Below are 14886 nucleotides of genomic sequence, written 5' to 3' on the forward strand. Positions count from 1 at the left end.
GTGCTCTATTGGAAATGGGATACGCCTGGGCGTAGTCCGGCAGCCGTTGGTTCGGCTTTTATGGTTTGCTGATGGCCGACGGGAGGGCAGATGCGCCCCGCTACGAGGCCATGTCACCGAGTTCGGCCTCGATGCGTAGAAGCCGGTTGTCCTTCACACCTCACTGGATTTGCGCGATGCGCAGCAGATTGGTCGTGCCGGGTGTGCCAAAAGGCACACCCGCGGAAATCACGACGGTCTGTCCTGTTTCTCCAAACCCTTCCTCGCGCACGGTGTGGCACGCGAGCTCGCTGACTTCGAGCACGTCGATCACTTCGGCACAGAGAACGGGATGCACTCCCCACGCCAGTGCCAGGCGACGGGCAGTGGCTTGTCGCGGGGTCATGCCGATAATCGGCGCACACGGCCGTTCGCGTGCCATCCTGAGCGCCGAATAGCCGGAGCTCGTGTAGGCAACGGTCGCGACCGCGCGACACGATTGATGTCGCCGGGTGTCTCTGCGTCGAGATCGAGGCGAAACCTCGCGCCTTTCTCGAGCCTGATGGGGCCATCGACGAACGTGCCGATCCGCAGCTTCGGACCCTGAAGGTCAAGAAGCACGCCGATGGGCCGGCCTGCGTCCTGCTCGATGGACCGGATGACGTCGAGGCGGCGTTGATGATCCTCGTGAGTTCCGTGGCTGAAGTTCAGCCGGAAGACATCGGCGCCCGCCTTGAACAGCGCTTCAATGGTTTCGCGGCTGGTGCTAGCCGGACCCAGCGTAGCGACAATTTTTGCATTTCGATTGCGGCGCATCTTATCTACCCTCTGAAAGATCAGCCGTGCTGAGCGGCAATGAAAATGGCACGAAAATCGTTGACGCTGGTCAGCGTCGGCCCGCTTCGATCAGCGCACAAACAGCGGCCGTCACCTGTGCGGTCGTTGCCGTGCCGCCGAGGTCACGCGTGTGCAGTGACGTATCGGCGGTGACCGCTTCGACTGCCTGCATGACTCGCTTGGCGGCGTCCACTTCGCCGAGGTGCTCGAGCAACATGACGACTGACCAGAAGGTGCCGACCGGGTTGGCGAGGCCCTTGCCCATGATGTCGAACGCGGAGCCGTGGATCGGCTCGAACATGGAAGGGAAGCGCCGCTCGGGATCGATGTTGCCCGTCGGCGCGATGCCGAGGCTGCCCGCGAGCGCGGCGGCCAGATCGCTGAGAATATCCGCGTGCAGGTTGGTGGCGACGATCGTGTCGAGCGTCGCGGGACGATTGATCATGCGGGCGGTCGACGCGTCCACCAGTTCCTTGTCCCATTTGACGTCCGGGAATTCCTTTGAAATTTCCAGCGCGATCTCATCCCACATCACCATCGCGTGACGTTGAGCGTTGCTCTTGGTGATCACCGTCAGCAACTTGCGGGGGCGGGATTGAGCGAGACGGAACGCGAAACGCATGATCCGCTCGACACCGGCGCGGGTCAGGATCGACACGTCCGTTGCCGCCTCGATCGGATGTCCCTGGTGGACCCGACCGCCCACGCCCGAATATTCGCCTTCTGAATTTTCACGGACGATGACCCAGTTCAGATCTTCCGGTTTGCAGCGCTTCAGCGGCCCGTCGATGCCCGGCAGAATGCGGGTCGGCCGGACGTTGGCATATTGGTCAAAGCCCTGGCAGATCTTTAGGCGCAGGCCCCAGAGCGTGATGTGATCCGGAATGTCCGGGTCGCCTGCCGAGCCGAACAGGATCGCGTCCTTGTCGCGGATGGAGTCGAGGCCGTCTTCGGGCATCATGACGCCATGTTTGCGGTAATAGTCGCCGCCCCAATCAAAGTTTTCAAACTCGAACGCGAACGACTTCGTGGTCTTTGCGAGCGCTTCGAGGACCTGTGCGCCAGCCGGTACGACTTCCTTGCCGATGCCGTCGCCAGGGATGGTTGCGATGCGATAGGTTTTCATGTCTCCGTCCTTCAGGTGTTGTGGGTGTGAGCGAACTCTACCTATCTCCGGACGCAAAAACCGGTGCTAAACTCAAAGCATCCTTAACTTATATTCACAAGTGAAGGCTATGCGCGAAACCGTCCAACCGTCTGATTTAAGCTTCTTTTCGACGCTCGCAGCGTCCGGCAGCCTGAGCGCGGCGGCGCGTGAGCTGGGGCTGACGGCGGCGGCCGTCAGCAAGCATCTGGCGCAGATGGAGAGTCGCGCGGGCGTTCCGCTCGTCAACCGGACCACGCGGCGGATGATGCTCACGCCAGAGGGCGAGTTGTATCTGGAACACGCTCGCCGGATTCTTGATGAGATTGACGAACTGGCCGAGTTGCTTGGCAGCGCGAAGAAAAGCCCCACAGGGTTGCTGCGGGTCAACGCAACGCTAGGCTTCGGTCGCGGGCATATCGCTCCGGCGATTTCGCGTTTCGTAGCGAAATACCCGCAAGTGTCTGTGCAGCTCCAGTTATCCGTGACCCCGCCGCCTTTGACAGACGACGCGTTCGATGTCTGCATCAGATTCGGTGAGCCGCCTGACACGCGCGTGGTCGCACGTCGTCTTGCGGCGAATCGTCGACTGCTGTGTGCTGCGCCTTCCTATATTGCGTCACGCGGGATGCCGCTGACCGCGCACGACTTGACCCGGCACAACTGTATCGGCATCAGACAAGGTGACGAGGCGTACGGTGTCTGGCGTTTGACGTCAGGGCGGGGCGCTTCCCGCAAAACGGAGGCTGTGCGAATTAACGGCAGTCTGACGACGAACGACGGCGAGATCGCCGTGAAGTGGGCGCTCGAGGGGCACGGGATTTTGATGCGGGCCGAGTGGGATATCAAACAGTACGTGGCCGACGGTTCCCTTGTGCCGGTGCTGCCCGATCACGACACGCCGAACGCCGATATCTTCGCGGTCTATTCGCAGCGACATCAGATGTCTAATCGCATCCGTGCGTTCGTTGAGTTCCTGGCATGCGATCTTGGAGGCGGAGCGGGCGAGTTCGCGTAGGCAACTGAAAGTGGACCGTCGCCCTGCCACGTTGGGGAACCGTTGTAGATCGACATGACGAGGGACGGAAGCGTAGTGCTGTTTCGCCGGCGATGGCAAGTGCAGTGAGCATCTGACAAAATCTCTAGAAGAATACGAAGAATGGAGGCAGCTTGCGGACAGTCGAATACCGCTTTTCCACCATTTGGCGCATCGATGCGCCGGTGCAGAAAGTTTGGGCGGCAATCCAGGATTCGGCGCGCTGGCCCGAGTGGTGGAATAGCGTCGAGCGCGTGGACCAGCTAGAGGCCGGTTCTGATCAAGGCGTGGGCGTCGTACAGCGCTATACATGGAAAGGCTGGTTGCCCTATCGGCTGGTGTTCGATATGCGGGTGACACGCGTCGACCCGTTGGTCGCGCTAGAGGGGGAAGCCAGCGGCGACGTCGAAGGCGCCGGCCGGTGGAGCTTCTCGACGGACGGACGCAACCTTACCGTGGTCCGCTATGACTGGTGTGTGCGTACGAACCGCGCATGGATGAATGCACTGGCACCGTTGTTGCGGCCGGTTTTCCAATGGAACCACGATGCGGTGATGCGCGAAGGCGGCGCGGCGCTAGCGCGGCGGCTGGACGCGCGGCTCCTTGGCATAGAGCATGGATGAAGCCAGCGCGGCAATGGATTGAACGCTCTGCGATGTTCCCCCGTTGCCTCGACAGGATGAAGCGCATCGCGAACCCTTGGTTTTCCCTTTGACATGTGCCACGCAGTCAACCGGCCGCCCCCGGAAAACCGCAACGAGCTTTCGCGAAAGAAAGACCCGCCTGTAGTCGCCCCATTAACGGCGTTATCGAAACAGGACCGATAAGCAGCAAGACAACATGCGTCAGCGAATGGCCGTTGGACTTTGAGAACGGCCCTTCGTGTCACCGCTATCCGAATGACGGCAAGGGGTCGAAGCTGTGTGAAAACGCAAAAGTACTCGGTTTTCGGGTGTCGCTTTACCCTTCCCGAGTTGCTGCCAGCCCAATCCTCGGTCGATAGCACGCGTTCGCCGCTAACCGTCGGGCAGAAGGGCACCCCAAATCGCGTGCGGATCTGCCCACGCTGCGCAGCTTCCAGGGCTGGTTCTTTGCTCAGCTCGACGCATGAGCGGCAAAGCATGAAAATTGCTGAACGGTAAGAACGCTGACAAACCGTAATTGCGCAGGCAGCCGGGTGCAATTCGAACGCCACCCGGCTTGTCCAAGCAGTGTGGCCCTGCTATCGAGGCGCCGTTATGGCCTTGACGAAACGAATAGCGCACCTCATGCATGGGCCGCTCTTTCCGAGGGAGGAATCGTGCAAAAGAAAATCGTCATTCGAGCCATCGCAGGAGGCGTTTGCCTGATGGCGCTGTCCGGCGCGGCGTTCGCTCAATCGCTGGCGTATACAAATCAGCCCGTGGACGTTTATGCGGGTCCGTCCGGGGAGTATCCGGTGGTCGCGCAAGTGCCGCCGAGCGCGCAGCTTACGGTGTACGGCTGCGTTACCGATTACAGCTGGTGCGACGTCGGAGCGCCCGGACTGCGCGGCTGGGTCTATGGCGAATATCTCGACTATCCGTACCAGGGTACCGAGGTGCCGATCATGACTTACGGCTTGCAGATCGGGCTGCCGATCGTAGCGTTCTCGTTCGGAACTTACTGGGATCACTACTATCGCGGCCAGCCTTGGTATCACGACCGGGACCGGTGGGCGAATCATCCGCCGCCGATGCGGGGCGGTCCGCCGCCGCATGGTGGTCCGCCGGCGGCGGGCGGTCCGGCTATGAACCCGAGGCCAGTCATGCACGGCGGCCCGCAGCCGCAACCCCAGCCGGGGTACGCGCATGGGCCGATGCAGCCGCAGTCGGGATATGCGCACGGGCCAGCGCAGCCGCCCGGGCAAATGAAGGGTGGTCCTCAGGGACAGGCTGCCGTGCACCCGGGCGGTCCGTCCGATGAGCACGGCGGCGAGGCGCGCGGCGGCAATGAAGACCGCAATCATCCGCCGGATAACCATTAGCGATTGAACGCTTTTCGCCCGCCACCGCTTCGCGATCGCATGGCAACGCGCCTGGCGCCCATGCCGCTCAATTCGACGGATGATCGTCGGCGTGATCGTGAAGCGGGTCCGGGCTCTTTTGCGTCGAGCGCAACACGCCTGCGTCGTCGAATTAGAAGTGAAAGAGCTGGTACCGCGTATTGTCTTCCAGGTACCGGTAGGTCCAGACTTCGCGCTTGACGAGCGGCAGATACATCGTTTCTTCGGGACGGCCGAAATTGACGAGCACGTCCGCGCGGAACCTTCAGTCTTGGCCGATAGCGACCAATCGCGAATGTTTGCTTGCGCTCCAGTCGTGCCTATACTTTTCTTGGGAATAAGACGTACCGGCTTCACAAGGAGTCAGAGAAGTACGCAGTGCACTGTTAACGTCGCGACTCACCACTGCAGCGTCCGCCATTCATGCAACAACGGCGGGTGAGTCGCCCAAGTCATTAAGAACAAAAAGAAAGGGACAGTATGATCCGGCGTGCACGTTTGTTCGGCTATATTTTTGCTTGCTTGCCATTGCTGGCTTTTGCCGGATCGTCTGATGGCAACGCTCTTCCAGATTACTGGAACGGCCTGATCACTACCCAGTCCACCCCGCCGGAAGCCTCCGCGACCGCGAATGTGCTGGCGCTCAACACGAGCATGTTCGAGTTGTATGACGCGGCTGGCCAGACCTTCACCAAAAACATTCTGGGGACCCACCCCGTCATACTCGCGCTGTTCTCCGGGGAGGGTGGCAATTTCACCCTCTATCGTCCCGGCCAGCCGCCGCTGCAAGCGCCAGCAGTGCCGATCGTCTATCAGGTTTTGAAGTCTGTTGGCCATAGCACGATGGCGCTGGCCGAAGTCGTAAGCCCTTATCTGACCAGCCCGCAGAACCAGTCGTGGCGCGGCCCGATCCTCGCATTTCGCAGCCGGATGAAGTCGGCGATCGACAGTCTCGATGGCGTGACGATGCAGCCCGGCTGGCGTGAAAACAGCCGCAAGATCCTGCAGGGCAACCTCGATTTCATCGATCAATGCGTTGCTAACGGAGCGATTACGCCGGCCATGCTGGAGGGGTTCGGCCATCGGCAGGCACCGGCGCTAGCCAAAGAAGTCGCATGGGCGGCTCAGACCCAGGTCGCGCATTGGATGAACGTGATGGACGACTGGAAGGCGATGCTGGGCCCGGACTGGGACAAGACCATTGCGGCCAGCAATACGATTTACGTCGCCCGCCAGAACAACGTCCTGTTTAGCGTGCTGGCGCAATACTTCGGCCCGGACGCGATTAACGACCGCTTGCTGCTGATTGAAACCATGTCTTTCACGACGACCCGGGAAGACATGCTGGCCGCGTTGACCCGGATCATCGCCGATCGCTCGGTGGGCCAGCTCTTCTTCGGCAACTACCATCTGATGGATTACGAACTAATGGGCGGCGATGCGCGCGATGCGATTGTCACCGAAACCGCCAGGCGCAACATGACAGCGTTCTTGCCGCCGCCGGTGCCATTCGGTTCCCACCAGTGGCCCACGCTGATTACGCCGGGCCCCGGCCCGAGCTCGCTGTCGACGCTGCATTGACCACCATTGCCCGAGGGCCTGCATCATGAATCTGAATACGATCACGACTGTCAAGCGCCCTGCGAACGCCGACGAGATCGGCGGGTGGGAGGCGGGCGACGCCTGGCTAGCTGGGGGCACCTGGCTGTTTTCAGAGCCCCAGGCCGCCACGCATACCTTGATCGATCTCGAGCAACTCGACTGGCCTGCGCTGCAGGTGAGCCCCGACGGGATCGAAATTGCCGCGACATGCCGCATCATGGAGATCTATCGCTTGGCGTGTCCGGCTGAGTGGACGGCCGCACCCTTGCTGCGCGAATGCTGCAACGCGTTGCTGGCTTCGTTCAAAATATGGAACGCGGCGACGGTCGGCGGCAATATCTGCATGTCGCTTCCGGCAGGCGCGATGATCTCGCTGGTCACGGCGCTCGATGGCACGCTCAGCTTGTGGCCGCGCAATGGCCAACCCCGCGTGGTTCCTGCGCTGGATTTCGTCACCGGCAATCACCAGAACATCCTGCAAGCCGGTGAATTGCTGCGCAGCATCCACCTGCCGGCCACCGCGCTCGCCAGGCGTTACGCGTTGCGACGCGCCTCTCTCGTCAAGCTCGGACGCTCGGCCGCGCTGTTGATCGGCACAGGCGGGGACGACGGCGATCTTCTGATCACCATCACCGCGTCCACGCAGCGGCCTGTTCAGTTGGCTTTTGCGGCTATCCCCACGGCGGAAGAACTGCGGCGCGCGATCGCCGCGGCCATTCCCGACGATGAATACTTCGACGACGTGAACGGCCTACCGGAATACCGGCGGCACCTTACCTACAACTTCGCGGAACAGATCCGTGTCGAGCTGGCACAGTCAGGGAGCCAAGCATGAAATATACGGTCAATGGCGAGCTTTTCGTAGCCGAGCCGGATCCCGGCCAATGCCTGCGCACCTTGCTGCGTGATTTCGGCATGCTGGGGGTGAAGAAGGGGTGCGACGCTGGCGATTGCGGTGCTTGCACCGTGTGGCTGGACGGTGAGCCTGTGCATAGCTGCCTGATGCCCGCATTTCGCGGCGCAGGCCGTCAGATCACGACGATCGAAGGGCTGGCGAGGCACGGCGAGCTGCACCCGTTGCAGCAGGCGTTTCTCGATGCACAGGCATTCCAGTGCGGCTTCTGCACGGCGGGCATGATAATGACAAGCGCGTCGCTCGACGCGGACCGCCGCCAGGATCTACCGAACGCACTCAAAGGCAATCTGTGCCGATGTACGGGCTATCGCAGCATCGACGACGCACTGCATGGCCGAAAATCCGCGGTGGAAGATGTGGCGGGAGAGGCGTGCGGCGCGAGCCTGCAAAACCCGTTCGGCCACGACATCGTGACAGGCCAGGCACGCTATACGATGGACGTGGTAATCGAAGGCCTGCTGCATCTGAAAGTGGTGCGCTCGCCGCATGCCCATGCCCGCGTCCTCAAGATAGACCGCACGAAGGCGCTGGCCGTGCCCGGCGTGGTCGAGGTCTTTACCTGGGAAGACGTACCACGCCGGTTGTTTAGTACTGCAACTCATGAAGATCACCTGGTCGACCCGGACGACACCTACGTGCTGGACAATGTCGTGCGTTTTGTCGGCCAGCGGGTGGCAGCCGTGGTTGCCGAGACCGAAGCTGCCGCGGACAATGCCTGCCGCCTGATCGAGATCGAGTACGAAACGCTGACGGCGGTGTTCGATCCGGTCCTCGCCATGGCGCCAGACGCGCCGCTCCTTCATGACAAGGGGCAGGCCGCGCAAGGCAATATCTATGTCGATATTCACGGCGAGGTGGGCAGCGTCGAAGAGGGCTTTGCCGCGGCCGATGCAATCCACGAGAAGACCTATTCGACGTCGCGGGTCCAGCACGTCCATCTGGAAACGCATGGTTCGATCGCCTGGCGTGGCGAGGATGGCCGGTTGCATGTGCGTACCAGCTCACAGGCGCCTTTCATCGCGCACCAGAAGCTCTGCCACATCTTCGGGCTCAGGCCGGCTCAGGTGCATGTCTTCACGGAGCGGGTCGGCGGCGGCTTCGGCGGCAAGCAGGAAATGCTGTCGGAAGATCTGTGCGTGCTCGCGACGCTCAAGACCGGGCGGCCGGTCAAGTGGGAATTCACCCGCGAGGAACAGTTCATCGCCGCGTCCACGCGCCATCAGATGACGTCCCACGTCAAGCTCGGCGCGACTCGCGATGGCCTTCTCACCGCGTTGCAGGTCAAGGTGATCTCCAACACCGGCGCGTATGGCGGACACGGCGGCGAGACGCTGGCCGCCGCGCTGGGTAGCCCGCTGGCCGCGTACCGTTGCGCCAACAAGAAAGCCGACGGCTATGCGGTCTACACCAACATGGTGCCGGGCGGCGGCTTTCGTGGTTACGGCGCCTCACAGACGACCTTTGCAATCGAATGTGCGATCGACGAACTGGCCGAGCAGCTTGGTTTGAGCCCGTTCGAGATTCGCCGGCGCAACATGGTTGGCCCCACGGACTGGATCGAGTCGGTCTGGAAGGACGTGGCCGATGTCGAGTTCGGCAGCTATGGGCTCGATCAGTGCATGGATCTGGTCGAATGCGCGCTAGCCGCCGAAGGCGGTTTGCCCAAGCCGGCCGGTGACGAGTGGGTCGAGGGCGTTGGCGTCGCCCTTGCCATGCTCGATTGCGGGCCGCCCACCGAACATCGGTCTGGCGCCGTCATGTCGCTCCTGGCCGACGGTACCTATCACCTCGCCGTGGGCTCGACGGAGATGGGTAACGGTTCCGTGACCTCTCACCGGCAGCTTGCAGCCGCGGTGGTTGGCACGCGAGCTGATGCGATCGCGATCATCAATGCCGATACGGATCGGACACCGTACGATAGTGGCACGTTTGCCAGTACCGGCACCGTAGTGGCGGGTAAGGCGGTGACGCTCGCCGCGGCCGCACTACGCGATAACATCACAGATTACGCGGCCCAACATACCGGTGTGCCCGCCTCGGACTGGCGGCTGGAGGGCACTCACCTGGTAGCAGGCGGACAACGCCTCGCGCTGACTGATCTGCATGCCGCCGGAACACGTGACGGGCATCGTTTCGAGGCCAAACGCAAGGCTTATCTTTCGCCGCGGACCACCGCCTTTAACGTGCAGGGTTTTCGCGTTGCGGTACACCTGATTACCGGAGAGATCCGGATTCTGCGCAGCGTGCATGCGGCGGATATCGGGCGGCCGATCAATCCGATGCAGTGCCGTGGCCAGATCGACGGCGCCCTCGCGATGGGGATCGGCTGGGCCTTAACAGAGAACATGGTGCACGACTCAAGCGGCCATATCGTGAATGCGGCGCTGCGCAATTATCGGATACCGGCTTTTGCCGACATCCCCCGCACCGAGATATTCTTCGCCGACACTTACGACAGAATCGGACCATTGGGCGCCAAATCGCAAGGCGAGTGCGCGATCAACCCGGTGGCACCAGCGCTCTCGAACGCCGTCAAGAATGCAACCGGAGTGCGGTTCACTGCGCTACCCATGACACCCGACCATATCTTCGACCGTCTCGTACCCGTCCTTACACCCTTGTTCGAGCGAGGCTGAGAGGTGAATGAAGATCGCAAGACCGGCAACCGCAGCAACGACAGCATGACCACCGAGGGTGGCGCGACTATCGTCACGCAAACCCGTCCGCTGGCCGGGCACGAAGAGGCCTTTAAGCGTTGGCAGGATGCGATGGGAGCGGTGATCGCCACGTGGGAGGGCTTTATAGAACAGGAGGTCATACTGCCGAGACCGCCTGCCCAGATCGACTGGGTGATCCTCCAGCGCTTTGTATCGTCGGACGCGGCCGCCAGTTGGCTACGCTCGGCGCAACGGCTCAACCTGGTCGACAGCATTCAGCCGATCCTCGCCGGCAACGACGATATTCATCTGGTCAGGGACGGCGCGTCGGGCGTGTTGCCCGCGCCGGTTTCCGTGGTGATCTCGACCCGGGTCAAGCCCGGCGAGGAAATCGCTTATCGGCGCTGGGAACAGCGCATCGCCGCAGTCCAGTCTCGCGCTGCCGGCTTTCAGGGCTACCGGTTGGAGCCGCCCGTCCCGGGCGTGCAGGACGACTGGCTGGCAATCGTTCGGTTCGACTCGGAAGCCAATCTGCAGATCTGGCTGAACTCACCCGAGCGGCTCGAGCTGTTGAGTGACTCGGATTGCTTTACTGAGCACCTGGATACACGCATCGTTCGCAGCGGCTTCGATCAATGGTTTTCGGTGGGCAAGCGGGATGCGGCGCCAGTACCGGTCTGGAAGCAAAACATGATCGTGCTGAGCCTGCTGTATCCAGTAGTGTTCCTGTTCGGATTGCTGGTGCAGACGCCGTTGTTGATCAAGCGTATCGGCATGCCGTTCTGGCTGGCGCTATTTGTGGGAAACGTTGTTAGTGTGGTGTTGCTGAACTGGCTGGTACCGTGGGCCTGCAAGCGCTTGAGCTGGTGGCTGCAGCCGGCCGTGCAGAAATCGATGGGCAATCACGTGCTGGGAGCTGGCATCGTCGTCGGCATCTATGCGGTGTCGCTGCTGGTGTGCTCGTGGCTTTAGCCCCCGCCAACGATCGCCGACTGTCGGCAAAGACCGGCGGCCCGACCGTGGCGATCTTCGCGCAATTGGCAGTTCAACCTTCGGAAGCTGTCTTTTGAATGATGAGCAGCCGTAGGTCCGCAGAGGGTCGGTTATCGTCCCAGGTGGTCGGTGCTCCAATTACACACCATCCACCACCGCGAAAATGCCTTTACTGCTCGAGAGTCGCATGGGCAGGATTTCCTGGTATTCGGAAGAGTTGTACCATGCAATCGCGTCCTGGCGCGTAGGGAACTCGATGATGACGAGCCGCTTGTGCGGCAATTCGCCCTCCATCACTTCGAGGTTGCCGCCACGCGCGAGGAACTTGCCGCCATATGCCTCGATCGTCGCTGGCGCCTTTGCGCGATATTGATTGAAAACAGCTTCGTTTTCTATCGATTCCTGTACGACGACAAATGCTGCCATGTGTTAGCTCCTTAAAGTGAACAGCGCTGCTGCAGTAGAACGGCGCCTGAGCGTTGAATGGGTACAAAGGGTACGCCGCGCGGCTCCTCAGGGCTTGAGTACCAGTGAAGTTGTCCGCTCCCGAGACTCGAGCTCAGTATGCGCCTGGGCGGCGTCCCGTAGAGAAATCGACTGAATTTGACCGGTCCTGATGATGCCCATCGACAACGCATCAAACAGGCTCGCTGCAGCCTCACGGAACTTTTGAGCGGTGCGGAGATGCTGCATTATGTTGGGGCGAGATAGCGAGTTTGATTTCGGAAAGAGTTGCGAGACCTCGAACTGCTCCACGGCGCCAGAGGCCTGGCCGAAGTTGGCCAGATGGCCACACGGCGCGAGGCACTGTAGTGAGCCGAAGAAGGTGTCCTTCCCTACAGAGTCATAGGCAACCTGAACGCCTTCGCCGGCAGTAATGTCAAGCACCCGCGGCACGAAGTCTTCGTCACGATAGAAGATGACAGATTCACAGCCGGCCCTGGATGCCGCCTCGCCTTTCCGCGGTGTACTTACTGTTCCAATCACGCGAGCACCGAGATGCCGCGCCCACTGGCAAAGAAGCAGGCCGACGCCGCCTGCGGCGGCATGGACCAACACCCAGTCATCTTTTTGCACGCGGTAGACCTGCTGGACCAACACCTGGGCGGTAAGGCCTTTCAGCAAGGTTGCGGCAGCTACCTCGTCAGACACGTTTGGAGGCAGCAGCACCAAGCTCTCCTGGCCGATGACACGCTTCTCCGCGTATGCTCCGTAGGATTGTGAGACATAAGCAACACGGTCACCGGGGCGGAAATCTGTGACATCCGCGCCAATCGCTTCAACAACGCCTGCCGCTTCGATGCCAGGAACGCCAGGCAATGACAGGGTGTTGTAGAGACCGGATCGAACATACGCGTCATGAAAGTTGACACCGATCGCGGTGTGACGAACGACAACTTCGTGCGACTGCGGCTGTGGCACAGTGACTTCTTCAAATTTCAGAACGTCTGGGTCGCCGGGGGCGTGCATCACGACGGCAAAGGGCATTGGATTTTCCTTTTAGGATTTTCATGTTCAGAATGAATGTCTGCTTTCTCTCTGATCGACACAAGAAAATCAGGAAGCCGAATTAGCCAAGGTCTCCAGATTCTCTGCTCAATACGCGTGGCTTTCATGATCGCCTCCAAATGGAGTCGAGTTCAATACGTCAAGCCGACGTGGTTGCCTCTGCGCCAGACGGCATTTTGCAGACGCGTTAGCTATCGCGGCGAACGCTCCACAATGCGCCCGCCATGATGAGGACCCCAACGGTCTGTAGTGCGGTTAGTTGGTGTCCGTATACAACCCGGTCCACGACAATGGCTGTCAGCGGATAGACGAATTGCAACAGCGCCACACGACTGGTGCGCAGCTGGCTCATCCCGGCATAGAGAATGACGTACGCGACGCCACTATGGATGCTTCCTAGCCCGGCTAACCAAAGCCATGCAGTCGTAGTTTGCGGCAGTCCATGCCAGAGCGGCCACCAAGCTGTAAGCAACACGCCGACAGCACTCTGCCACCAGGACAACACAAACGAACTAACTCGTTTCGCCTTGCGCGCGATTAACGGTAAGCCAGCATAGGCGACGGCACCCACGAGGCATAGGGCGACGCCGGTCTGATAAGACGATGTTGCGATCAAGCTCGTCTTGCTTCCAATGAGTCCGGTGGCGAGTACAAGTCCGGCCAGCGCTACAACGCAAGCAATGACCTGCGTTTTGGATACGCGTTCACCCAGCCACCAGGCACCCAGACCGATGACGAAAAAGGGCTGGATGTGAAACAAAACTGTCGCTATTGCAATAGACACCCGTGGAATGGCGGCAAAGAACAAAACCCAATTGAGCACGATTAGCACGCCTGCGCCCAGCGCCACCGTCAGCTCGTGCCATCGCAGTTTGAGTTCATGCAACCGTCCCGTTGCCGCGCCCCACAGCGAAAGGGCCAGCATCCCAAAAAAGCAGCGAAAGAACACCGTGGTCATCGGGTCCTGGCGGGCTTCTTCGACGAAAATGCCGATGGTCCCGAGAATTAGCCCGCCCGCGACCATCAACGCAGTGCCTTGCCGTTCCGAGGTGCTTGATGGGGCTAGCACGGCAGATTCAGGCGGGGAAGAAGTTGCGCTTTTCATGTCCTGAATTGTGGAATGGATTGACCGTCACGAAAAGCGAATTTATCGTTTCGTTATTATTCGATTTTCAAATGACCGACCACCATGTCCCAATCTCCCGATCTACAGCTTGACTGGCTGCGCGCGTTTGTCGCCGTCGCCGACACGGGGTCGCTCACGGCAGCGGCGAAGCAGGTCTATCGCTCGCAGTCCGCTGTGAGCATGCAGTTGAAGAAGCTCGAGGATGCCGTGGGGCAATCGCTGATGTTGCGCGGGCCACGTCATATGCTTTTAACTCCAGCCGGCACTGAGCTTTTGAGCTATGCGCGGAGAATGCTGGATATACACGCCGAGGCCATCACTGCGCTTCGGGGGCCAGAGGTCACAGGCCGTATTAGTTTGGGCGTGCCGGAGGACTATGCGACGGCTTATCTCACACCAGTCCTTCGCACCTTCTTGAGTCGCTACTCAGCGGTGGAAATCACTTTGGTCTGCGAGCAGTCAACTGCACTCATTCCCAAAGTAGAACGGGGCGAACTGGACCTGGCGGTCGTCACGCGGGATCGCGCTGACAGAGGGACGTTGCTGTTTCGAGAAAAGCTTGTCTGGGTCGGAAAAGAACAATATGAGGCCTGGCGTCGTAATCCATTGCCCATCGCCGTCCACGAATCAGGAAGTCGACCGCGCGATGCCGTGCTCAAAGCTATTTCATCCCAGCGACGTCAGTATCGGATCGTCTATCACAGCCCAAACGTCGCTGGACAACTGGCCGCCGCAGAGAGCGGCATGGCGGTGGCGGTGCTAACGCAATGCAGTCTCCCTGCCGGCCTGAAAGTGCTCGACAGCCGCCACGGACTCCCGGATTTGCCTGAAATGGAGGTGGTCGTCATCCGCTCAAAGCAGGCCAAACAATCGGCTGCGGCAGGAGCGATGTTTGACCAACTCATCCGAACTTTGCGCCGCGCGGAGTAAGAACCCACTACGAGTCGCTGCTGGGTTTCGCGCGAAGACAACGGCCCCGCGTTATACGACCGCTTTCGAACGCGAAACGGACGTACGAGCGCGTTGCGCGAGCGACCGAATCGAACAGGATGCGCCGACAACTT

Annotated in this window: 12 protein-coding genes and 1 pseudogene; 8 read left to right on the forward strand and 5 right to left on the reverse strand. The window is 60.7% G+C overall.

All coding sequences use genetic code 11. The features are described 5' to 3' along the window. Positions 1–160 precede the first annotated feature (160 nt). A pseudogene (locus tag P3T22_RS01510) lies at positions 161–795 on the reverse strand (pyruvate kinase). 70 nt (positions 796–865) lie between these two features. Then, positions 866–1942 carry a tartrate dehydrogenase gene (locus P3T22_RS01515; protein WP_063500412.1) on the reverse strand — a complete coding sequence of 359 codons (1077 nt, stop codon included), beginning with the start codon at positions 1940–1942 and terminating at the stop codon, positions 866–868. A gap of 109 nt (positions 1943–2051) precedes the next feature. Here P3T22_RS01515 and P3T22_RS01520 point away from each other — a divergent pair, with 109 nt between their 5' ends. The 7 genes from P3T22_RS01520 to P3T22_RS01550 all read left to right on the forward strand — a co-directional run bounded on the left by P3T22_RS01520 (position 2052) and on the right by P3T22_RS01550 (position 11166). Next, the gene (locus P3T22_RS01520; protein WP_429324025.1) at positions 2052–2978 is read left to right on the forward strand and encodes a LysR substrate-binding domain-containing protein; all 927 of its coding nucleotides are present in this window, start codon (positions 2052–2054) and stop codon (positions 2976–2978) included. A 152-nt stretch (positions 2979–3130) separates the two neighbouring features. After that, positions 3131–3619, forward strand: a complete 489-nt coding sequence (locus P3T22_RS01525) for an SRPBCC family protein (RefSeq protein WP_063500411.1) — start codon at positions 3131–3133, stop codon at positions 3617–3619. A 677-nt stretch (positions 3620–4296) separates the two neighbouring features. Continuing rightward, the gene (locus tag P3T22_RS01530) at positions 4297–5001 is read left to right on the forward strand and encodes an SH3 domain-containing protein (protein ID WP_429324026.1); all 705 of its coding nucleotides are present in this window, start codon (positions 4297–4299) and stop codon (positions 4999–5001) included. Between the two features lie 516 nt (positions 5002–5517). Then, positions 5518–6600 (forward strand): hypothetical protein, encoded by a 1083-nt coding sequence (locus P3T22_RS01535; RefSeq protein ID WP_429324027.1) that lies wholly within the window; start codon positions 5518–5520, stop codon positions 6598–6600. Between the two features lie 25 nt (positions 6601–6625). After that, positions 6626–7456, forward strand: coding sequence for an FAD binding domain-containing protein (locus P3T22_RS01540; RefSeq protein ID WP_429324028.1), 831 nt, complete (start codon positions 6626–6628; stop codon positions 7454–7456). Beyond that, positions 7453–10173 (forward strand): molybdopterin-dependent oxidoreductase, encoded by a 2721-nt coding sequence (locus tag P3T22_RS01545; protein ID WP_063500407.1) that lies wholly within the window; start codon positions 7453–7455, stop codon positions 10171–10173. The genes P3T22_RS01540 and P3T22_RS01545 overlap by 4 nt, the downstream gene beginning before the upstream one ends. A 3-nt stretch (positions 10174–10176) precedes the next feature. Then, positions 10177–11166, forward strand: coding sequence for an antibiotic biosynthesis monooxygenase (locus P3T22_RS01550; protein WP_429324029.1), 990 nt, complete (start codon positions 10177–10179; stop codon positions 11164–11166). A gap of 159 nt (positions 11167–11325) precedes the next feature. Here the strand turns inward: P3T22_RS01550 and P3T22_RS01555 are convergent, their stop codons facing one another. From P3T22_RS01555 to P3T22_RS01565, 3 genes are all read right to left on the reverse strand, one after another. After that, positions 11326–11613 carry a DUF1330 domain-containing protein gene (locus P3T22_RS01555; protein ID WP_063500406.1) on the reverse strand — a complete coding sequence of 96 codons (288 nt, stop codon included), beginning with the start codon at positions 11611–11613 and terminating at the stop codon, positions 11326–11328. An 87-nt stretch (positions 11614–11700) separates the two neighbouring features. After that, positions 11701–12675, reverse strand: coding sequence for a quinone oxidoreductase family protein (locus P3T22_RS01560; RefSeq protein WP_429324030.1), 975 nt, complete (start codon positions 12673–12675; stop codon positions 11701–11703). 208 nt (positions 12676–12883) lie between these two features. After that, positions 12884–13801, reverse strand: a complete 918-nt coding sequence (locus P3T22_RS01565) for a DMT family transporter (RefSeq protein WP_429324031.1) — start codon at positions 13799–13801, stop codon at positions 12884–12886. An 84-nt stretch (positions 13802–13885) separates the two neighbouring features. Between P3T22_RS01565 and P3T22_RS01570 the strand changes: the two genes are divergently transcribed. Beyond that, positions 13886–14752 (forward strand): LysR family transcriptional regulator, encoded by an 867-nt coding sequence (locus P3T22_RS01570; protein ID WP_063500403.1) that lies wholly within the window; start codon positions 13886–13888, stop codon positions 14750–14752. Positions 14753–14886: the final 134 nt, after the last annotated feature.

The sequence above is a fragment of the Paraburkholderia sp. GAS348 genome (genome assembly GCF_050434205.1).
In the GTDB taxonomy this organism is placed as follows: domain Bacteria; phylum Pseudomonadota; class Gammaproteobacteria; order Burkholderiales; family Burkholderiaceae; genus Paraburkholderia.

Coding starts and splice junctions, on each gene's coding strand:
- P3T22_RS01515 (WP_063500412.1), bottom strand. CDS start 1,942: ATGAAAACCTATCGCATCGCAACCATCCCTGGCGACGGCATCGGCAAG.
- P3T22_RS01520 (WP_429324025.1), top strand. CDS start 2,052: ATGCGCGAAACCGTCCAACCGTCTGATTTAAGCTTCTTTTCGACGCTC.
- P3T22_RS01540 (WP_429324028.1), top strand. CDS start 6,626: ATGAATCTGAATACGATCACGACTGTCAAGCGCCCTGCGAACGCCGAC.
- P3T22_RS01545 (WP_063500407.1), top strand. CDS start 7,453: ATGAAATATACGGTCAATGGCGAGCTTTTCGTAGCCGAGCCGGATCCC.
- P3T22_RS01555 (WP_063500406.1), bottom strand. CDS start 11,613: ATGGCAGCATTTGTCGTCGTACAGGAATCGATAGAAAACGAAGCTGTT.
- P3T22_RS01560 (WP_429324030.1), bottom strand. CDS start 12,675: ATGCCCTTTGCCGTCGTGATGCACGCCCCCGGCGACCCAGACGTTCTG.
- P3T22_RS01565 (WP_429324031.1), bottom strand. CDS start 13,801: ATGAAAAGCGCAACTTCTTCCCCGCCTGAATCTGCCGTGCTAGCCCCA.
- P3T22_RS01570 (WP_063500403.1), top strand. CDS start 13,886: ATGTCCCAATCTCCCGATCTACAGCTTGACTGGCTGCGCGCGTTTGTC.